A 22,765-nucleotide genomic window follows, 5' to 3' on the forward strand; every position below is an offset into this window, starting at 1 on the left:
GCAGCTCGACAGCGCCGTGTGGTCAGCACCGCCCCAGGCGGCAGCCGCCCCGGCTGGCTGCACAGCGATCGGCCCGCCGGGTACGTGGGTACCTGGCGGGCCAAGAACGTCCCGTCACTCCTGCGGGGCGATCCGAGTTCCCGTCCGCGCGTCGGACACCAGGATGGCCTCCACGGGACAGTAGTTGGCGGCCTCGACCACCGCCTCGTCCGGCGCCACCAGGTCGGCCAACGGCCGGGAGACATCGTCCAGCTTGAAGTGGTCGGGCGCCGAGCCGGCGCAGAAGCCCGAGCTGACGCACCGGCCCGAATCCACAGTCAGCCGCCAGCCGGCCTGGTCGCCGGATCCGCTCGCGCTCGCCGCGGCCATGTCAGCTCACCACCGAGTACTTCTGCCAGCCGGTCGCGATGACCTCGGGCGCGGACAGCGTGGCCGCCGGCCGGTCCGGGTCGAACTTGCCGTTGTGCAGGTGGACGACGACGGTGCCGTCACCGCGTACGCCCAGCAGGTCCGGCCGGCCGTCGAGGTCGATGTCGGTCAGCGTGATGTGCGCGAACTCCTGCCAGCCGTGGCCGAGCGTGAACCAGCGGCCCTCGCCCCGCCACCAGGGGCCCTCGCCGGAGGTGTTGTGCGCGAACTCGTACAGGTCGAGGTCGCCGTTGGCGCGGCGGACCAGCAGGTCGGGTCGTCCGGTGCCGGTGAAGTCGGCCATCCCGATCGGGAGGTCGTCGACGTCGACGGTCACCAGGCGGTGCGCGGTGCGGTCGTACGTCTCGTTCTGCTTGACCTCGCGCTGGTTGAAGAACGCGTCGACGTGGCCCGCGTTCTGCTCGCGGCCGAACATGTCGTCGCAGCCGTCCAGGTCCACGTCGGCGATGCCCAGGGTCTCCCATTTCTTGTCGTCGCGGGCGCCGGAGATGCGGATCGGCTCGCCGAGGGTGTCGAGACCGTTCAGCCCGCCCTTGTTCGGGTAGAGGAAAATGCCGTGGTTGTCGTTCATGTGGGTCATGCTGACGCCGATGACGTCGGCGTAGCCGTTGCCGTTGACATCGATGGGGCGGACCAGTCCGTGGTTCCGCAGCGGATGGAAGTCGGTGCTGATCAGCTCCGGCTCGCCGAACGTCTCGCTACCACGGAAGCTGCCACCGTGCGGGAAGACCAGCAGTTCGCCCGTGACGTCGTCGCGGACCATGACGTCCATCCTCCCGTTCCCGTTGAACGAACGGCAGTGACCATTCCCGCTCATGCGTGCCACAAATACCTCCACGTACGCCCCGAAATACGACACTCTGATCATTGCCAAGGGGGTCGGAGGGGGTAACCCCTACCGACACCCCTCACCCCCCGTGAAGACGACTCCACGGTCGGCCACCATTCGCCCCGCAGCGACTCAGCGGAACCTGACGTGCGAACGGTTCAACTCGTCCATCGAGGTCACCCCGAGCAGTTTCATCGTGACCTCGATCTCCCGGCTCAGGATCTCCATGGCGCGCACGACGCCACGCCGGCCGCCGGCCATCAGCCCGTACTGGTAGGCCCGACCGACCACCGCGGAGGTGGCGCCCAGCGCGATCGCGGCCACGATGTCCGCGCCCGAGGTGATGCCGGTGTCGACGAGCACCTCGACCCGGTCCCCGACCTCGTCGACCACGTGCGGCAGCAACTCGACGGGCACCGGCGCGCGGTCGAGCTTGCGCCCGCCGTGCGTGGACAGCCACACCCCGTCGACCCCAACGGCAGCGACCCGCTTGGCGTCGGCGACGCTCTGCACGCCCTTGGCGACGAGCTTGCCCGACCAGGCGCCGCGCAACCACTCGACGTCCTCGATGGACAGTCGCGGGTTGAACACCCGCTTGATCATGTCCGAGGCGGACCCGCCGGTCGCCTTCAGCACCTGCGGCGACGGGGTGCCCGCCCGCCACTGCCTCATCCACCAGCCCGGGTGCAGGAACGCCTCGGCGAAGGTGCCGACGCTCATCGACGGCGGGATCGTGAGCCCGTTGCGGATGTCGCGCCGGCGCGGCACGGAGATCGGCGTGTCCAGGGTCAGCAGGATGGTGTCGAACCTCGCCTCCTCCGCGAGCGCGATCAGCTCCTTGACCATCGCCCGGTCCTCGGCGAAGTAGAGCTGGAACCAGTGCCGGCCCTGCGGCGCGGCGGCGGCGACGTCCGCCAGGGAGGTGGTGGCCAGGGTGGAGACCGAGTACGGAATGCCGAACTGCTGCGCCACCGAGGCGACCGCCGGCTCGCCCTCGGCGTGCATCACCCGGTTGAAGCCGACCGGCGCCAGGGCGAACGGCAGCTTCTGCCGCTTGCCGAGCACCACGCGACTGGTGTCCAGGTTGGACACGTCCCGCAGCACCGACGGCTGGAACTCGATGTTGGCGAACGTCTCCCGGGCGCGGTCGAGACTGCGCTCGCTGTCCGCCGCACCGTCGCAGTAGTCGAACACCATCCGGGGCACCGACCTGCGGGCGACGGCGCGCAGGTCGTTGATGCCCGCCGCGCGCAGCAGCCGACGTTCCGTCGGGTTCCACGCGACCTTGGGCGGTTTGATCAGGGTGCTCATCCGAGCGGACTTGCTCATGAGGGCTTCCTTCCGAAGGGGGATGAAGGGCCGCTCCCGCGTCGTGGGCCGTCCGCTACGGAACGAGGGCCCGCTGAGCGAGCAGTTCCTCGACCACCTCGGCAGGCGTCGGGTGGTCGTAGACGAGCGCGGCGGTCAGCTCCAGCCCGGTGAGGGCCTCGAGCCTGCGGCGCAGTTCCACGGCGGTGAGCGAGGAGAAACCGATGTCGAGGAATTCCTGGTGTTCGTCGACCGTGGCGGCCGACGGCAGACCGAGCGTGTACGCGGTCTGGGCCCGCACCACCTGGGACAGCACCGAGCGGGTCTCGGCCTCGTCGGCGCCGTCGAGCAGCCTGCGCAGCTCGTCTGGGCTGTTGATGTCGAGGGTGTCGTCGGCGGTCTCGGTGACGTGCCGCATCGCGTCCGGCAGGTCGCGCAGCAGCGGGCTCGGCCGGTACTGGGTGTAGCCGGGCACGAAGGTGGCCCAGTCGACGGCGGCCACCACCCGGCCGACCGCGCCCGCGCCCACCGCCGCGCCGAGTTGCTCGACGGTGAGGTCGGGGCCGACCGCGATCGACACCACCCCGTCGCGCTGCCGGGCGATCGCTTCGAAGACGGCTGCCGTCTCGACGGCCCCGCCGACCCCGAACAGCTCGTCGACCGAGTGCACGAGCACGAGCCGGTCCGCCTGGGTGGCCAGTGCGGTGGCGACCGGGTCGGCGGCGTCGCTGGTGACGATCACCGTCTCGGCGGTGCCGGTGGTGACCGCCACGTCCGCCGCCCGCAGCAGGGCGGCGATCCGCTCCGCCAGCGCCGCTCCGTGCACGGCCACCGTGCCGGTCGGCCGCCACGGCTCACCGGCCGACGCGGGGGCCGCCACCAGCCGGCGGGCGAAGACGCCCGCCGGACGCAGCGCCAGCTGGTCCTCGCCCGTTCCCCGGGTGAGCACCTGGCACAGGGCCGTGAGCGTGCGGTCGTCGAGCGTCTCCGGCAGGTCGACGACCCCGCCCCAGGCACGGGGGGAGGCCACGGCGGCGGCCCGGCCGAAGCCCCACACCGCGGCACCGGTCAGGTCGGTGACCTGCTCCGCGGGGGTGACCGCGACCGCGTGCCGGGTCAGGCCCCACACCGGGGTGTCGATGCGGGCCTCGTCGAGCGCCCGGAGCAGCGCGGCCGGTGCGGGCCCGGTGGACGCCGTCAGCGCCCCCGAGACGACGTGGTCCGGTGCGAGATCGAGCAGTTCGTCCGCCGTGCCCTCGCGATACACCCGCACGTCGGCGCCGTGCCGGGTCATCGCCTCGGCGATCCGCTCGGTGCCCTCCGGCACCAGCCAGATGCCCTGGAGCGCGGCCACCGGCAGCTCCGTGACCGGGGACCACCGAAGCTGGTAGCCCGGGGCGGGCCCGCGTCGCCACGCCGACAGGGCCACGGCGACGTCCTTCAGGGTCGCGGTGTCGTCGAGGCCCAGCAGCGCGCCCAGGTCGTCGCGGTCGACCGCCGACCAGAAGTCGTCGGCCGGTGCGGTGGCGGCGGGCGGGTCCGGCCACAGCCGGGTGCGCTGGAAGGCGTACGTGGGCAGGTCGACCGGGCGCGCCCCGGCGAAGAAGGCCGCCCAGTCGACGGCGACGCCGCGACTGTGCAGGCGGGCGAGCGCCTCGGTCACCACCGGCGCGCCGGCCCGGTCGGCGCGCTGCGCGGGCACGAACTCGGCGTCCGGCACGCAGTCCCGGCCGAGGGCGGTGAGCACCGCGTCGGGCCCCAGCTCCAGGAAGGTGCGTACGCCCCGGGCCGCCAGCGCCTCGACCGCCGCGGCGAACCGCACCGTCGCGCGCACCTGGCGCACCCAGTATTCCGGAGTCAGCTCGGCGACCTCGCCGGTGACCGTGGAGAGCACGGGGATCGTCGGCGGCTGGTGGGTGACGGACTCGGCGACCGCGCGGAACTCGTCGAGCATCGGGTCCATCAGCGGCGAGTGGAACGCGTGCGACACCGTGAGCCGCTTGGTCTTGCGACCGCCGCGGGCCAACTCCTCGGCGACGGCGAGCGTGGCGGCCTCCTCGCCGGAGAGCACCACCGACTCCGGCCCGTTCACCGCCGCGATCGCCACCTGGTCCGACAGCTTCGGCACGACGTCCGCCTCGGCGGCCCGCACGGCCACCATCGCGCCGCCGGTCGGCAGCGCCTGCATCAACCGGCCGCGCGCCGCCACCACCTTCGCGGCGTCGGCCAGCGACCAGACACCCGCCACGTGCGCCGCCGCCAGCTCGCCGATCGAGTGCCCCGCCACGAAGTCCGGCCGCACACCCCACGACTCGAACAACCGGAACAACGCCACCTCGACCGCGAACAACGCCGGCTGCGTCCACCCCGTCTGATGCAACTCCTCCGAGCCCAGCACCTCCCGCAACGGCCGCTCCAGATGCCCGTCCAACGCACCACACACCTCGTCGAACGCCCGCGCGAACACCGGGAAGCCCAACAGCTCCGCCGCCATCCCGACCCGCTGCGCCCCCTGACCGGTGAAGAGCACGGCCGTCGCACCGGCGGTGTCGGCGACCCCGCCGACCACCCCGGGGGCGGTCTCGTTGCGCGCGAGGGCCGACAGCCCGGCGCGCAGCTCGGCCAGGTCGCCGCCCAGCACGGCCGCCCGGTGCCGCAGCGCGGTACGGGTGGTGGCGAGCGAGTAGCCCACGTCGGCGGTGGACGCCGCGTCGGTGAGGTGCGCGGCGAGCCGGGCCGCCTGCTCCCGCAGCGCCGCCTGGTCCCGGCCGGACACCAGCAGGGGCACCACCGGCACCTCGGCCGTCGAGTCCACCAGCACCGGCTCCGGCGCCTGCTCGATGATCGCGTGCGCGTTGGTGCCGGAGATCCCGAACGAGGAGATGCCGGCGCGGCGCGGGCGTCCCGTCTCCGGCCAGGGCACCGCCTCGGTCAGCAGCCGGACGGCGCCGTCCGCCCAGTCCACGTGCGGCGACGGCGCGTCGACGTGCAGCGTCGGGGGCAGCACGCCGTGCTGGATCGCCGCCACCATCTTGATCACCCCGGCGACGCCGGCGGCGGCCTGGGTGTGCCCGATGTTCGACTTGATCGAGCCGACCCAGAGCGGATGCTCGCCCCGGTCGCGGCCGTACGTCGCGATCAGCGACCGGGCCTCGATCGGGTCGCCCAGCGTGGTGCCGGTGCCGTGCGCCTCGACCGCGTCCACGTCGGCGGGGCGCAGCCCCGCCTCGGCGAGCGCCTGGTTGACCAGGCGCTGCTGGGAGGGGCCGTTCGGCGCGGTCATGCCGTTGCTCGCGCCGTCCTGGTTGACGGCGGTGGCACGCACCACGGCGAGCACCGGGTGGCCGTTGCGGCGGGCGTCGGAGAGCCGTTCGAGGACCAGCACACCGACGCCCTCGCCCCAGCCGGTGCCGTCGGCCCCGGCCGCGAACGACTTGCAGCGGCCGTCCGGTGCGAGCGCCCGCTGGCGGCTGAAGTCGATGAACGCGTTGGGCGTGGCGAGCACGGTCACGCCGCCGGCCAGGGCCAGCGTGCACTCGCCCCGCCGCAGCGCCTGGGCGGCCAGGTGCATGGTGACCAGCGACGACGAGCACGCCGTGTCGACGGTGACCGCCGGGCCCTCCAGTCCCAGCACGTACGACACCCGGCCGGAGACCACGCCGCCGGCGATCCCGGTGCCGATGAAGCCGTCGAGTTCGGCGGGCAGGTGCTGCAGGTGGGCCGTGTAGTCGTGGTACATGAGGCCGGCGAAGACGCCGGTACGGCTGCCGCGCAGCGTGGTGGGATCGATGCCGGCCCGCTCGACGGCCTCCCAGGAGGTCTCCAGGAACAGCCGCTGCTGCGGGTCCATGGCCAGGGCCTCGCGCCGGGAGATGCCGAAGAACTCGGCGTCGAACCAGGCCGCGTCGTACAGGAACGCGCCCTCGCCGCAGTAGGTGCGGCCGGGCTTCTCCGGGTCGGGGTCGACGAGGTTGTCGATGTCCCAGCCGCGGTCGGTCGGGAAGCCGGACACCGCGTCCACGCCGGTCGCGACCAGGTCCCACAGCCGCTCCGGTGAGGTGGCGCCACCGGGGAAGCGGCAGCCCATGCCGACGATCGCGATCGGCTCGTCGGTGCCGCCGGCCGACGGCACGACCACGGCGGTGGCCGACGCGCCGTCGAACAGCTCCGCGTCCAGGTGCTCGCCCAGCACCGTCGGGTTCGGGTAGTCGAAGACCAGCGTGACGGGCAGCCGCAGGCCGACCACCGCGTTGAGCCGGTTGCGGAACTCGACAGCGGTGAGCGAGTCGAAGCCCAGCTCCTTGAACGCCGTCGTGGCCCCGACCGCGTCGGCGCCGCTGTGCCCCAGCACGACCGCCACCTGCGCGCGGACGACGTCCACGAGTTCCTTTCGGCGCTCCGCCGGGCTCCGGCCGGCGAGGCCCGCGACCAGGTCGGACGCCGCCGCGTCGTCGGCGGAGATTTGACGGCGCGCCGGGACGCGGACCAGGCCGCGCAGCACCGGGGGCAGCCCTCCCCCGGCCGCCTGCTCCCGTAGCGCCCCGAGGTCGAGCTGGACCGGCACGAGCGCGGGCTCCCGCGCGGACAGCGCCTCGTCGAACAGCGCCAGGCCGTCCTCGGTCGACAGCGGCCGTACGCCGGAGCGGCGCATCCGGGCCAGGTCGGCGTCGTCGAGCGCCCCGGTGAGGCCGGTACGCTGCGCCCACATGCCCCAGGCCAGCGACACGGCCGGCTGGCCCTGCCCCCGGCGGTACGCGGCGAACGCGTCGACGAACGCGTTGGCGGCGGCGTAGTTGCCCTGCCCGGGGCCGCCGAAGACACCGGCGGCCGAGGAGAAGACCACGAACGCGCTCAGGTCGCCGGTCAGCTCGTGCAGGTTGACCAGCGCGTCGACCTTGGGCCGCAGCGTGGTCGCCAACCGCTCGGGGGTGAGCGAGGCGAACATGCCGTCGTCGAGGACGCCGGCGGTGTGCACGACCGCGCCGGGGGGGTGCTCGGCGACCAGGGCGGCAAGCGCCGTACGGTCGGCCGCGTCGCAGGCGGCGACCGTGATCTCGGCGCCCCGCGCGGTCAGCTCGTCGCGCAGGGCCGCGAGTTCCTCCGTCATGCCCCGCCGGCCGGCGAGCACGAGCCGCCGGACGCCGTGCCGCTCGACGAGGTGCCGGGCGACGAGCCGGCCGAGGGTGCCCGAGGCGCCCGTGACGAGGACGGTGCCGGTGACCGCCGGTGGCGTGCCGGGCTCCCCGGCCGCCTTGGCGAGGCGGGGCGCGAGCACCTCGGCACCGCGCAGGGCGAGCTGCGGCTCGCCGGTCCGCAACGCGGGCACCAGGTTCGACTGCCACTGTTCGCCGGAGACGTCGACCAGGACGATCCGCCCGGGGTTCTCGGACTGGGCCGAGCGCACCAGCCCCCACACGGCGGCGAGCGCCGGGTCGGTGCCGTCCGTCGCGCCCTCGGTGAGCACCACGAGCCGGGCCTCGGCGAACCGGTCCTCGGCGAGCCACTCCTGGACGGCGGCGAGGGTGTGCCCGACCGCCCGGTAGGTGGCCCCGACGAGGTCGTCGCCCTCGCGGGCGACCGGGAGGACCACGTGGTCGGGCACGTCGGCGACGTCGGCGAGGCTGGCGTACGCGGCGGCGCCCGGCAGCTCGCCGCCCACGACGGCGACCGTGCCGGTGCCGTCGGCCACCGGGACCGGCACCCAGTCGAGCACGTGCATCGCCTGGTGACGCGGGTTGGTCAGTTCCGCGAGCGCGTTCGCGGGCAGGCGGCGGACGGCCAGCGCGTCGATGGTGGCGACCGGCGCGCCGGTGTGGTCGGCGACGGTCAGCGCGACGGCGTTCGGGCCGGCCGGGCGGATGGTGGCCCGGAGCCGGGCGGCACCAGTGGCGTGCAGGGTCACCCCGTGCCAGGCGAACGGCAGCCAGGGCCCGGCCGCGCCGTCGTCGTCGGAGGTGAACACGCCCAGGCCGAGCGGGTGCAACGCCGCGTCGAGCAGCGCGGGGTGCAGGCCGAATCCGGCGACCTTCGCCGTCTCGGGCGCGACGACCTCGGCGAACAGCTCGTCGCCCCGCCGCCACAGCGACCCCAGGCCGGCGAAGGCCGGGCCGTAGGTCACGTCGACCGACGCGAACCGGTCGTACAGCTCGGCGGTGTCCACCGCCTCGGCGCCCTCCGGCGGCCAGACGGCGGCCGGGGCTTGGTCGGCGGCGCGCGGCGGGCGGGTGCCCAGGGTGCCGGTGGCATGCCGGGTCCACGTGCCGTCGGCGTCGGGCCGCGAGTGGACCGTGAGCCGCCGGGTGCCGTCCGGCCCGGGCTCGCCGACCCGGAGCTGGACCTGCACCGCACCCCGCTCCGGCACCACCAGGGGCGCCTCGAGCGTCAGCTCCTCGACCTCGGTGGCGCCCACCTCGTCGCCCGCCCGGATCGCCAGCTCGACGAAGGCGGTGCCGGGGAGGAAGATCCGGCCCGCCACCCGGTGGTCGGCGAGCCACGGGTGCGCCGAGGTCGACAGCCGGCCGGTGAGCAGCACGCCGTCCGCCCCGGCCAGCGACACGGTCGCGCCGAGCAGCGGATGGCCGGTCGAGCCCAGGCCGAGGCCGCTGGCGTCGACCGGGCCGCCCGCGCCGCTGGGCCAGTAGGTGCGGCGCTGGAAGGCGTACGTGGGCAGGGCCACCGGCCGGGCGGGCGCGGTGACCAGCGTGGCCCAGTCGGGGCGTACGCCCCGGGTGTGGGCCTGGCCCAGGGAGAGCAGGAACCGGCGCCGGCCGCCCTCGTCGCGGCGCAGCGTGCCGACGACCGATCCGCCGCCGGCCTCGTCGAGCAGGTCCTGCACGGCGGGCACGAGCACGGGGTGCGAGCTGACCTCGATGAACGAGTCGATGCCGTCGGCGACCACGCCGCGTACGGTCTGCTCGAACTCGACGGTCTGCCGCAGGTTGCGGTACCAGTAGTCGGCGTCCAGCCCGGCGGTGTCGAGCAGCTCGCCCGTCACGGTCGAGTAGAGCGGTATGTCGCTGGTGCGGGGGCGGACGGGGGCCAGCACCCGGAGCAGTTCGTCGCGCATCGACTCCACGTGCGCGGAGTGCGAGGCGTAGTCGACGTCGATCCGGCGGGCGCGGACCTCGTCCCGCTCGCACTCGGCCAGCAGCTCGTCGAGCGCCTCGGGAGAGCCGGAGACGACCACGGTGGACGGGCCGTTCACGGCGGCCACCGACAGCCCGGGCCGCAGCCGCCGGGCCACCTTCGCCACCGGCTGCGACACCGAGACCATGCCGCCCCGCCCGGCGAGGTCCACGGCGATCAGCTGGCTGCGCCGGGTCACCACGAGGGCGGCGTCCTCCAGGGTGAGCGCCCCGGCCACGCAGGCGGCGGCGATCTCACCCTGGGAGTGTCCGACGACGGCGGCCGGCTCGACGCCGTGCGACCGCCACAGCGCCGCCAGCGAGACCATCATGGCGAACAGCGCGGGCTGGACGACGTCGACCCGCTCCAGGGAGGCGGCGCCCGGGACGCCGCGCAGCACGTCGAGCAGCGACCAGTCGGTGTGCCGGTCCACGGCGGCGGCGCACTCCGCCATCCGGGCGCTGAAGACGGGTGAGGTGTCCAGCAGCTCGGCGGCCATGCCGAGCCACTGCGAGCCCTGCCCGGGGAAGAGGAACGCGGTGCGCTCGCCGACCTCGGCGAGGCCGGTCACGAGGTTGCCGGCGGCGCCGCCGTCCGCGAGCGCGTCGAGCGCGGCGGCCAGCTCCGCGCGGTCACCGACGAGGACGGCGCGGTGCGGGAGGCGGGCACGGGTGGTGGCGAGCGCGTGCGCGACGTCGTGCTCGGCGTAGCCGTCGGCCAGGTGCTCGCGCAGCCGGACCGCCTGGTCGCGCAGGGCCGCCTCGGTCCGGGCCGATAGCACCCACGCGGTGGGGCCCTCGGCCGGCGGGGCGCTCTCCGCGGCGGCGGCGACGGCCGGCGGCTCCTCGATCAGCACGTGGGCGTTGGTGCCGGAGATGCCGAACGACGAGACACCGACCCGGCGCGGGGTCTCGCCGCGCGGCCACCGCACCGGCTCGCTGAGCAGTTGGACCGCGCCGTCGGCCCAGTCCACGTGGTGCGACGGCCGGTCCACGTGCAGGGTGCGGGGCAGCTCCTCGTGCCGCATCGCCATGATCATCTTGATCACGCCCGCGACGCCGGCGGCGGCCTGGGTGTGCCCGAAGTTCGACTTCACCGAGCCGAGCCAGAGCGGCCGGTCCCGGTCCTGGCCGTAGGTGGCGATGAGCGACTGGGCCTCGATCGGATCGCCCAGCGTGGTGCCCGTGCCGTGCGCCTCCACCGCGTCCACGTCGGCCGGGGTGAGCCCCGCGTTCGCCAGCGCGGCCCGGATCACCCGCTGCTGCGAGGGCCCGTTCGGCGCGGTGAGGCCGTTCGATGCGCCGTCCTGGTTGACCGCCGAGCCCCGCATCACGGCCAGGATCCGGTGCCCGTTGCGGCGGGCGTCCGACAGCCGCTCCAGCGCGAGTACGCCGACCCCCTCGCCGAACGCCGTGCCGTCGGCCGCCGAGGCGAACGCCTTCACCCGCCCGTCCGGGGCGAGCCCCTTCTGGCTGGAGAACTCGATGAACGTGCCCGGCGTGGCGATGACGCAGCTGCCGCCGGCCAGCGCGAGGTCGCAGTCGCCGCTGCGCAGCGCGTGCGCGGCCACGTGCATCGCCACCAGCGACGACGAGCACGCCGTGTCGACGGTGACCGCCGGTCCCTCCAGCCCCAGCACGTACGACACCCGGCCGGAGACCACGCTGCCCGCGACCCCGGTCATCGTGTAGCCGATGAGCGAGTCCACGTCGCGCTGCATGGCCGACAGGTACTCCACGCTGTTCGCGCCGACGAACACGCCGGTCCGGCTGCCCCGCAGCGAGTGCGGGTCGATCCCGGCGTGCTCGAACGCCTCCCACGACGTCTCCAGCATCAGCCGCTGCTGCGGGTCCATCGCGAGCGCCTCGCGCGGGCTGATGCCGAAGAAACCCGCGTCGAAGTCGGTGGCGTCGGAGATGAAGCCGCCCCGCCGCACGGTGCTGGTGCCGGTGCCGCTGTCCGGGTCGAACAGGTCGTCCAGGTCCCAGCCACGGTTGGTGGGGAAGTCGGTGATGCCCTCCCCACCCGACGACACCAGCTCCCACAGGTCGTCGGCGGAACGCACGCCGCCGGGAAAGCGGCAGCCGATGCCGACGATGGCGATCGGCTCCCGCTCCGTCGCGGTCCGCAGCTTCCGCCGCGTCTCGTGCAGGTCGGCCGTGACGCGCCGGAGGTACTCGACAAGCTGTTCTTCGTTCGCCATCAGTAACCCTCCCCAGCGCGCGTGGATCAGCCGGCGCCAAGTTCGTCGTCGATGAACCGCAACAGGTCGTCGGCCGAGGCGGTCTGCAGCACCAGGCCCACGTCCGGCCCGTCGGGTTCGGAGTCCACGTCGGACCTGCCACGCCAATTCGACATCACCGCGTGCAACCGATCGGTAATCCGAGCCTTGACGGAGTCCTCCAGGCCAGCCGCGCCGGCCTGGGCGAACGAGCGCTCCAACCGGTCCAGCTCGGCCAGCAGCGGCGCGGCCGGATCCACCTCGACCGGGGCCAGCCCGGCCAGCAGGTGGTCGGTGAGCGCCGCGGCGGTCGGGTGGTCGAAGACCATGGTGGCGGAGAGCTTCAGCCCGGTGGCCGACTTGAGCCGGTTGCGGAACTCGACGGCGGTCAGCGAGTCGAACCCCAGCTCGGTGAACGGCCGGTCGGGGTCCACGGCGCTCGCGCTGGCGTGGCCGAGCACGGCGGCGGCCTGCGCCTTGACGAACTCCAGCGCGGTGTGCCGCCGCTGCGGGCCGCTCTGGCTCGCCAGGCTGTCCCGCAGTGCGCCGGGCGACTGCGTCGCCTGCTCCACCGCCCGGCGGGACGGGCCCCGCACCAGGCCCCGCAGCAGCACCGGCAGCAGGCCCACCCGGCCCAGCTCGCGCAGGGCCGCCGGGTCGACCGGCATCGGCACCAGCAACGGCTCGTCGATGAGCTCCGTGGCGTCGTAGAGCGCCATGCCCTGCTCCGCCGACAGCTCCAGCAGCCCGACCCGGGCCATCCGGGCGCGGTCGTTGGCATCCAGGTGGGCGGTCATCCCGCTCGCCTCGCTCCACAGCCCCCAGGCCAGCGACCGGGCGGGCAGCCCGGCTGCCCGGCGCCGCGCCACGAGCGCGTCCAGGAAGGTGTTCGCCGCCGCGTAGTTGCCCTGCCCGGGGCCGCCGAGCGTGCCGGCCGCCGCCGAGAACACGACGAACTCGGCCAGCTCGCCGTCCAGCGTCAGCTCGTGCAGGTTGACCGCGGCGTCGACCTTCGGGCGCAACACCGCGTCGACCTGCTCGGGGGTCAGCGCGGTCACCACCGCGTCGGCGAGCACGCCCGCCGTGTGCACCACGGCGGTCAACGGGTGCGCGGCGGGGATCGCGGCCAGGGTCGCGGCCAGCGCGGTCCGGTCGGCCGCGTCGCAGGCGGCGACGGTGACCTCCGCCCCGTACCCGGTCAGCTCGGCCACCAGCTCGGCGGCGCCGGCCGCGTCCGGGCCACGCCGGCTGGTGAGCAGCAGGTGCCGCACCCCGCGCCGGGTCACCAGGTGGCGGGCCAGCATGCCGCCGAGCGTGCCGGTGCCGCCCGTGATCAGCACCGTGCCGTCGGGATCCCGCCGGGGCGGCACGGTGAGCACGAGCTTGCCGACGTGCTGCGCCTTGGACATCGTCCGGAACGCCTCCGGGGCGCGGCGCAGGTCGTACGTCCGGACCGGCAACGGCGTGAAGCTGTCCGCCTCGAAGAGCGCGAGCACCTCCCGCAGGATCGCGCCGACCCGCGCCGGGTCGATGGCGAGCAGGTCGAACGCCTGGTACGCGACGCCCGGGTGGTCCTCGGCGACCCGCTGCGGGTCGCGTACGTCGGTCTTGCCCATCTCGATGAACCGGCCGCCGCGACCGAGCAGGCGCAGCGAGGCGTCGACGAAGTCCTTCGCCAGCGAGTCGATCACCACGTCGATGCCGGCCCCGCCGAACCGCTCCTCGAACTCCAGCGTGCGGGAGTTGCCGATGTGCGTCTCCGGCAGGCCCATCGCCCGCAGCGCGTCCCACTTGCCGGTGCTCGCCGTGCCGTACACCTCGGCGCCGAAGTGCCGGGCGAGCCGGACGGCGGCCATGCCGACGCCACCGGACGCGGCGTGCACCAGCACCCGCTCCCCCGGCTTGACCCGGGCCAGGTCGACAAGCGCGTAGTAGGCGGTGCAGAACGCGATCGGGGTCGACGCCGCCACGTGGAACGACCACCCCGACGGCACCGGGGCGACCATCCGCGCGTCGGTGACCACCTCCGTGCCGAAGGCGCCGTAGAACAGGCCCATGACCCGGTCGCCGACCGCGACGCCCGTGACGTCCGGCCCGGTCTCCACGACCACGCCGGCGCCCTCGCCGCCCATCGCCCCGCCACCGGGGTACATGTCGAGGGCGATCAGCACGTCCCGGAAGTTCAGGCCGGCGGCCCGCATCGCGATGCGCACCTGACCCGGCTCCAGGACGCGGGTCTCCTCCGCCTCCGGCAGCAGGGCGAGGTTGTCCAGCGTGCCCCGCTCGGTGACGTCCAACCGCCAGCGGTCGGCCGGCGGCGGCACCAGCGCGGGGCTGCTGGCCGCCCGGGCGAGCCGGGGCACCAGCGCGACACCGTCCCGGACGGCGAGCTGCGGCTCGTCGGCCGCGACCGCCGCCGCGAGCGCCCGGTGCGGCTCGCGGTCGTCGACGTCGAGCAGGACGAAGCGGTCCGGGTGCTCGCTCTGGGCCGACCGGAGCAGGCCCCACACCGGCGAGCCGGCCAGGTCGCCGGCCGCCTCGTGCACGCTCACCGCGCCCCGGGTGACGACGACCAGCCGGGCCTCGGCGAACCGCTCCTCCGCGAGCCACTCGCGCAGCACCGCGAGGGTGTCGTGGACGACCCGGTGCGCCGCCTTGGCGGGATCGTCGGCCGGGCCGGCCGGGCAGGGCAGGGCGACCAGGGCGGGCACCGGAGCGCCCGCCGCGACGCGGGCCCGCAGCGTGTCCAGGTCCGGGTAGGTGTCGGTGACCAGGCCGGCGTCCTGCGGCAGGGTGCAGCCGCCGAGCGCCGCCCAACGGCCGTCCGGCGCGTCCGCCGTGGCGGCGACCGGGGTCCACTCGACGCGGAACAGGGCGTCGTGGTGGGTGCTCGGCTGGGCGGGCGCGGTGGCCTCCCGCAGCACCAGCGACTCCACCTCGGCGACCACCGTGTTGGTCTGGTCGGCGACGGTCACCGCGACCGTGTTCCGGCCGCGCGGACGCAGCCGGACGCGCAGTTCGGTCGCGCCGACGGCGTGCACGGACACGCCGCTCCACTCGAACGGGAGCAGCGCCCCGGTGCTGCCGGCCGCGAGCGCGAGCGGGTGCAGCGCGGCGTCGAGCAGCGCCGGGTGCAGGCCGTACCCGGCCGCCGTCCGGGCGGCGGCCGTGGGCAGCGCGACCTCCGCGAGGACGTCCTCGCCGTCGCGCCACACCCGGCGTACGCCCTGGAACGTCGGGCCGTACGCGAGGCCGGCCGCGGCCAGGGTGGCGTACAGCTCGTCGGACGGCACGGGCTCGGCCTGCGGCGGCCAGACGGTGTCGAACCCGGTCGGCGGTTGCGCGGGGGCGAGCAGGCCGACGCCGTGTCGCACCCACGGCGCCGCGTCGGTGGCGACCCCGTCCGGGCGGGAGTGGATGGTCACCTGCCGCTGCCCGGTCTCGTCCGGCCCGCCGACCCGCATCTGCACCTGGACCCCGCCCTTCTCGGGCAGGACCAGGGGGGCGGTCAGGGTCAGCTCCTCGACACGACCGCAGCCCACCTCGTCGCCAGCACGGACCGCGAGCTCCACGAACGCGGTGCCGGGCACGATCACCTGCCCACCGACCTGGTGGTCGGCCAGCCACGGGTGCGCGGCCAGCGACAGCCTGCCGGTGAACAGCAGACCGTCGGTGTCGGCCAGCGCGACCGCCGCGCCGAGCAGCGGGTGCTCGGTGGCGCCGAGCCCCAGCCCGGCCGCGTCGGCGGTGACCGCCCCGGTGGTGGGCCAGTAGCGCTCGTGCTGGAACGGGTAGCCGGGCAGCCGGACCCGGCGCGCCCCCTCGACGCCCCAGCGGGGCCGTACGCCGTGCGTGTGCGCCTCGCCGAGGGAGAGCAGGAAGCGGGCCGGGCCGCCCTCGTCCCGGCGCAGCGAGCCGACCACGGTGGCGGCGGCCTCCGCGTCGTCGATCACGTCCTGCACGCCGATGGTCAGCACGGGGTGCGGGCTGACCTCCACGATCGTGGTGACACCCGCGCCGAGCAGGGCCCGGATCGCGGGCTCGAACCACACCGTCTGGCGCAGGTTGCGGTACCAGTACTCGGCGTCCATGGCCACGTCGTCCAGCCAGCGGTCGTCCACGGTCGAGTAGATCGGCACCTCGGGCCGGCGCGGCTCCAGCCCCGCCAGCACGTCGAGCAGCTCGTCGCGGATCTCCGCCACGTACGCCGAGTGCGACGCGTAGTCCACGTGGATGCGCTTGGCGCGGACGCCGTCGCGCTCGCACTCGGCCAGCAGCTCGTCGAGGCCGTCCAGCTCGCCGGCCACCACCGTGGTGCGGGGCCCGTTGACGGTCGCGACGGTCACCCGGCCGCCGAAGCGTTCCAGCCGGTCCCGCACCTCGGCCGCCGGCAGCGGCACGGACACCATGCCGCCCTTGCCGGACAGGCGCAGCAGCGCCCGGCTGCGCAGGGCCACGACCCTGGCCGCGTCCGCCACGGAGAGGGCGCCCGCCACGCAGGCGGCGGCGATCTCACCCTGCGAGTGCCCGACCACGGCGGCGGGCTCGACGCCGTGGTGCCGCCACAGCTCGGCCAGCGACACCATCACGGCGAACAGGACGGGCTGGACGACGTCCACCCGGTCCAGGTCCCGGCCCTCCCGCAGGACGTCCTCCAGGGACCAGTCCACGTGCGGCGCCAGGGCGGCGGCGCACTCGGCCATCCGCGCGGCGAACACCGGGGAGGAGTCGAGCAGCTCCACGGCCATGCCGATCCACTGCGAGCCCTGCCCCGGGAACGAGAACGCCACCTTGCCGGGGGTGCCGGCGGCGACCCCGGTGACCAGGTTCGGCGCCGGCTGCCCCGCCGCGAGGGCGGCGAGGCCGGCGCGCAGCTCGTCGGCCCCGCCGACCACGACCGCGCGGCGCGGGTGGGCGGTCCGCAGCGACAGCGAGTACGCCAGGTCGCGCGGCGACAGGTCGGCCAGGAGCGGCTCGATCTCGGCGGCCTGCTGGCGCAGCGCGCCGTCCGACCGGGCCGAGAGCACCAGCGCGACCGGCCCGCCGTCGTGCGGCCGGGCGGCCTCGGGCGGCTCCGGGGCCTCCTCGACGAGGAGGTGGGCGTTGGTGCCGCTGAAGCCGAACGACGAGACACCGGCGCGACGCGGGTGCCCGTTGCGCCCCCACGGCTGCGCCTCGGCCAGCAGCCGGACCCCGCCCGCCCAGTCGACGTGCGTCGTCGGCTCGGCCACGTGCAGGGTCCGGGGCAGTTCGCCGTGCCGCAACGCGAGCACCATCTTGATCACTCCGGCGACGCCCGCCGCCGCCTGGGTGTGCCCGATGTTCGACTTGACCGAGCCGAGCCAGAGCGGCCGGTCGGCGGCGCGGTCCTGCCCGTACGTGGCGAACAGCGCGTCGACCTCGATCGGGTCGCCCAGCGTCGTGCCGGTGCCGTGCGCCTCGACCACGTCCACGTCGGACGGGGACAGCCCGGCGTCGGCCAGCGCCTGCCGGATGACCCGTTGCTGCGACGGCCCGTTCGGCGCGGTCAGCCCGTTGGACGCGCCGTCCTGGTTAACGGCGGTCCCGCGCAGCACGGCCAGCACCTCGTGGCCCGCCGCCAGCGCGTCGGAGAGCCGTTCGAGGACGACCATGCCGATGCCCTCGCCCCAGTTGGTGCCGTCCGCGCCGGCCGCGAACGCCTTGCAGCGCCCGTCCGGGGCGAGCCCCCGCATCCGGCTGAACTCCAGGAACGCGCCCGGCGTCGACATGGCGGTCACGCCACCCGCGACCGCCATCGCGCACTCGCCCGAGCGCAGCGCCCCGACCGCCAGGTGCATCGCCACCAGCGACGACGAGCAGGCGGTGTCCACCGTGACGGCCGGGCCCTCCAGCCCCAGCACGTAGGAGAGGCGGCCGGAGAGGATGCTCGCGGCGTTGCCGGTGGCCATGAAGCCTTCCGCGCTCGCCCCGGCCGCGCCGGTGATCCGGGCGTAGTCGACGTTGTTGGCGCCGACGTACACGCCGGTCGCGCTGCCCCGCAGCGCCGTCGGGTCGATGCCCGCGTCCTCGAAGGCCGCCCAGGACGCCTCCAGCACCAGCCGCTGCTGCGGGTCCATGGCCTCCGCCTCGCGGGGGCTGATGCCGAAGAAGGCCGCGTCGAAGCCGGGCAGGTCGGCGATGAAGCCGCCCTCCCGGACGTAGCTGGTCCCGGAGTGCTCCGGGTCGGGGTGGAACAGGCTGTCGAGGTCCCAGCCGCGGTCGGTGGGGAACGGGCCGATGCCGTCGCGCCCCTCGCGCAGCATCGCCCACAGCTCCTCGGGCGAGCTGACGCCGCCGGGGAACCGGCAGCTCATGCCGACGATGGCGATCGGCTCGTCGGCGGCGACGGTGCCGACCACCACCTCGGTGCGACCGCTGGCCAGCAGGTGCTCGGCCAGGGCGACCGGGGTCGGGTAGTCGAAGGCGACGGCCGCGGAGAGCCGCACGCCGGTGGCCTCGACCATCCGGTTGCGGAACTCGACGGCGGTGACCGAGTCGAAACCCAGCTCCTTGAACGCCGACGTCGGCTCGACCGCCTCCGGGCCCGCGTAGCCGAGGGTGAGCGCGACCTGCGTGCGGACCAGCCCGACGGCGTGGTCGAGGCGGTCCGCCTCCGGCAGCGCGGCGAGCTGGCGGGCGAAGTCCGACGACGAGGACGGCCCGGTGGGCTCCTCGTCGGCGACCGCCTCGGGGATCGTGTCGAACAGCCGGCTGGGCCGCAGCGCGGTGAACGACGGCACGAACGCGGCCCAGTCCAGGTCCGCGAGCACGACGGCCGTGTCGCCGGCCGCCAGGGCGGTACGCATGGCCGCGACGGCGCGGTCCGGCGCCATCGGCGCCAGGCCCCGCCTGCGCAGGTTGGCCGACATGTCGTCGTCCACCAGGGTGCTCTCGGCCCACGGCCCCCAGGCCAGGGCGGTGGCGACCTGCCCCCGGCCGCGCCGCGCCTCGGCGAGGGCGCACAGGTAGGCGTTGCCCGCGGCGTAGGCGGCCTGTCCGCCGCTGCCCCAGACACCGGCCACGGAGGAGAAGAGCACGAACTCGTCGAGGTCGCGATCGGCGAAGATCGCATCCAGGTTGGCGGCGCCGGCGACCTTGGCGGAGACCACGTCGGTGAACTCGGCGAGCTCCATGTCCACGATGCCGGTGAGCTGCGCCAGCCCCGCCACGTGCAGCACGGCACGCACGTCGGGGTAGCGGGCGACCACCGCCTCCAGGGCCGCGCGGTCGGCCACGTCGCAGGCGACGACGTCGACCTCGGCGCCCAGCCCGCGCAGCTCGTCGAGCACCTCGGCGGGGGCGGTGCCGCGCCGGCTCAGCAGGACGACCCGCTCGGCGCCGTGCCGCGCGTACAGCCGGGCGGCCTCGATGCCGAGGGTGCCGGTGCCTCCGGTGACCAGCACGGTGCCGGACGCGCCGCGCCAGCGCGGGTTGCCGGTCACCGGCGCGCGGTGCAGCCGGCGGGCGAACACCCCGTCGGGACGCACGGCGACCTGGTCCTCGCCGATGCCGGCGAGCACGCCGGCCAGCGCGGCGGCGGTGCGCCCGTCCAGCTCGGCGGGCAGGTCGACCAGGCCACCCCAGGTGTCCGGCAGCTCCAGCGCGGCGGCCCGGCCGAGACCCCACACCTGCGACTGGGCCACCCCGGTCACCGGGTCGGCCGGCGAGGTGGCGACGGCGCCCCGGGTGAGGCACCACAGCGGGACGCCCCGCCCGGCGAGGGTGCGGACCAGTTCGAGGGTGGCGGCCGTGCCCGCCGGGACTCCGGGGTGGTCGGGCAGGAACGCCTCGTCGAGCGCGAGCAGCGACACCACGCCGGCCAGCTCCCCGTCGAGGTGGCCCGCCAGGTCGTCGGGACCGGTGGTGACGACGGTGGCGCCGTGCGCGGCGAGCGCGTCGGCGACGGCGGCACCCGTGTCACCGGTGACCGCCGGCCCGGGGAGCACCAGCAGCCAGGTGCCGGTCAGCGTGCCCGGGGTGCCGCCGGGGCGGCGCTCCCACCGCGCCTGGTAGCGCCAGCCGTCCAGGGTGGACCGCTCCTGCCGCCCCCTGCGCCACGCGGACAGCGCGGGCAGCACCGACGCCAGGGGCGCCTGCGGGTCCACGTCGAGCGTGGTGACCACCGTGTCGAGGTCACCGCTGTCCACGGCCGCCCACAGGCCGTCGTCGTCGGCCTCGGCGGAGCCGGCCGGGCCGACGCTGTCCTGCCAGAACCGCTCGTGCTGGAAGGCGTACGTCGGCAGGTCGACCCGGGACAGCCCGGACCGGTGGTAGAACGCCTCCGCGTCCACGGTGACGCCCCGGGTCTCCAGCCGCGCCAGCGCCTCCACCAGGGCACGCGGCTCGTCCCGCTCCCGGCGCAGCACCGGCGTGGCCAGCACGTCGCCGTCCAGGCAGTCCGCCGCCATGGTGGCGAGCACCGAGTCCGGGCCCAGTTCGAGGAACGTCGTGACGCCGGTCGCGGCGACGGCGCGTACCGCGTCCGCGAAGCGCACGGTGGCGCGGACCTGCCCCACCCAGTACTCCGGCGTCGCCAGTTCGTCGCCCACCGGCGCACCGGTGACCGTCGAGACCACCGGAATCGCCGGTGGCGCGTAGGACACCGTGGCGGCCACCGCCCGGAACTCCGCGAGCATCGGGTCCATCAGCGGCGAGTGGAAGGCGTGCGACACGGTCAACCGCCGGGTCCGCCGGTCGGCGAACCGCGCGGCCACCGCCGCCACCGCCTCCTCCGTGCCGGAGACGACCACCGAGTCGGGGCCGTTGACGGCGGCGATGTCGACGTCCGCGCCGAGCAGCGGCGTGACCTCGTCCTCGGTGGCCTGCACGGCGAGCATCGCCCCACCGGCCGGCAGCGCCTGCATCAGCCGGCCGCGCGCCGCGACCAGGCGGGCCGCGTCAGCCAGCGGGAACACGCCCGCGACGTGCGCGGCGGCCAGCTCACCGATCGAGTGCCCGGCCAGGACAGCCGGGGTGACCCCCCACGACCGGACGAGCCGGTACAGGGCCACCTCGACGGCGAACAGGGCGGGTTGGGTCCAGGCGGTCAGGTGCAGGTCCTCGGTGTCGAGGATGTCGCGCAGCGGCCGGTCCAGGTGCGGGTCCAGCGCCGCGCACACCTCGTCGAACGCCGCCGCGAACTCCGGGTACGCCGCGTACAGGCCGCGCCCCATGCCCAGCCGCTGTGCGCCCTGCCCGGAGAAGAGCATCGCGACCCGGCCGTCCGTGGCCCGGCCCCGCACCAGGTTGGCGGCCTGCTCGTCGCCGGCCAGGGCGGCCAGGCCCGCGCTCAACTCCTTGGCGGAGGAGCCCACCACCGCGGCCCGGTGCGCGAAGCGGGACCGGGTGGTGGCCAGGGCGTAGCCCAGTTCCGCGGGCTCGACCCGCGCCGCCACCGCGGACAGCCGCCGCGCCTGGTCCCGCAGCCCGTCGGCGTCGCGGGCGGTGACCAGCAGCGACGTCACCGGCGCCGAGGCCGGCTCGGGCGCCTCGACCTCCGGCGCCTGCTCCACGATCACGTGGGCGTTCGTGCCGCTGAACCCGAACGAGGAGACCGCCGCCCGGCGCGGCTGCCCGGTCAGGGGCCACGGCGTGGCCTCGGTCAGCAGCCGCACGTTCCCGGCCGTCCAGTCCACCTGGTCCGACGGCTGCTCGGCGTGCAGCGTCGCGGGCAGCACGCCGCGCCGGATCGCCTCCACCATCTTGATGATCCCGGCGACCCCGGCCGCGGCCTGGGTGTGGCCGATGTTCGACTTCACCGAGCCGAGCCAGAGCGGTTCCTCCCGGTCCTGGCCGTAGGTCGCGAGCAGCGCCTGCGCCTCGATCGGGTCGCCCAGGGTCGTCCCGGTGCCGTGCCCCTCGACCACGTCGACCTGGCGCGTCGACAGGCCCGCGTCGACAAGCGCCGCCTCGATGACCCGCTGCTGCGACGGCCCGTTCGGGGCGGTCAGCCCGTTCGACGCGCCGTCCTGGTTGACCGCGGAGCCCCGGACGACCGCCAGGACGCGGTGGCCGTTGCGCAGCGCGTCCGACAGCCGCTCCACGAGCAGTACGCCCACGCCCTCGGCGAAGCCCGTGCCGTCGGCGTCCGCCGAGTACGACCGGCAGCGGCCGTCCGGCGACAGGCCACGCTGGCGGGAGAACTCGACGAACGTCAGCGGCGTCGCCATGACCGAGACGCCGCCGACGAGCGCGAGCGTGCAGTCGCCCCGGCGCAGGGCCTGGATCGCCAGGTGCAGCGCCACGAGGGACGACGAGCAGGCGGTGTCCACGGTGACCGCGGGTCCCTCCGTGCCCAGCGTGTAGGCGACCCGGCCGGAGACCACGCTGCCGGAGCTGTTGCTGCCCAGGTAGTCGTGGTACATCAGGCCGGTGAAGACGCCGGTCGGGCTGCCCGTGAGCGAGGCCGGATCGATGCCGGCCCGCTCCAGCGTCTCCCACGCCACCTCCAGCATCAGCCGCTGCTGCGGGTCCAGCCCGACCGCCTCACGCGGGCTGATGCCGAAGAACGTCGGGTCGAAGTCCGCCGCGTCGTACAGGAAGCCGCCGCGCGTGGTGTAGGAGGTGCCCTCCCGGCTCGACTCGGGGTCGTAGAGCGACTCCAGGTCCCACCCGCGGTCGGTCGGGAACGCGCCGGTCGCGTCGGTGCCGGACTCCACCAGCCGCCACAGGTCCTCGGGGCTGCTCACGCCGCCCGGGTAGCGGCAGGCCATGCCGACGATCGCGACCGGCTCGTGCGCGGACGCCTCCGCCTCGTGCAGGCGCTGCCGGGTCTTCTGCAGGTCGACCGTGACCCGCTTCAGGTAGTCCCGGAGCTTGTCCTCGTTGGCCAC

At 75.2% G+C, this 22,765-nt stretch carries 5 protein-coding genes; all 5 read right to left on the reverse strand.

The window, feature by feature from the left end; genetic code table 11:
* Positions 1–114 precede the first annotated feature (114 nt).
* The gene (locus ABZ809_RS22755; protein ID WP_357564587.1) at positions 115–369 is read right to left on the reverse strand and encodes a ferredoxin; all 255 of its coding nucleotides are present in this window, start codon (positions 367–369) and stop codon (positions 115–117) included.
* A gap of 1 nt (position 370) precedes the next feature.
* Complete coding sequence (locus ABZ809_RS22760) at positions 371–1,192, reverse strand: FG-GAP-like repeat-containing protein (RefSeq protein ID WP_357564588.1); 822 nt, start codon at positions 1,190–1,192, stop codon at positions 371–373.
* A 198-nt stretch (positions 1,193–1,390) separates the two neighbouring features.
* Positions 1,391–2,587 (reverse strand): alpha-hydroxy acid oxidase, encoded by a 1,197-nt coding sequence (locus ABZ809_RS22765; RefSeq protein WP_357564589.1) that lies wholly within the window; start codon positions 2,585–2,587, stop codon positions 1,391–1,393.
* Between the two features lie 55 nt (positions 2,588–2,642).
* Positions 2,643–11,894, reverse strand: a complete 9,252-nt coding sequence (locus tag ABZ809_RS22770; protein ID WP_357564590.1) for an SDR family NAD(P)-dependent oxidoreductase — start codon at positions 11,892–11,894, stop codon at positions 2,643–2,645.
* A 26-nt stretch (positions 11,895–11,920) separates the two neighbouring features.
* The gene (locus ABZ809_RS22775; protein ID WP_357564591.1) at positions 11,921–22,765 is read right to left on the reverse strand and encodes a type I polyketide synthase; all 10,845 of its coding nucleotides are present in this window, start codon (positions 22,763–22,765) and stop codon (positions 11,921–11,923) included.

This window comes from Micromonospora sp. NPDC047074 (assembly GCF_040643815.1).
Taxonomy (GTDB): domain Bacteria; phylum Actinomycetota; class Actinomycetes; order Mycobacteriales; family Micromonosporaceae; genus Micromonospora.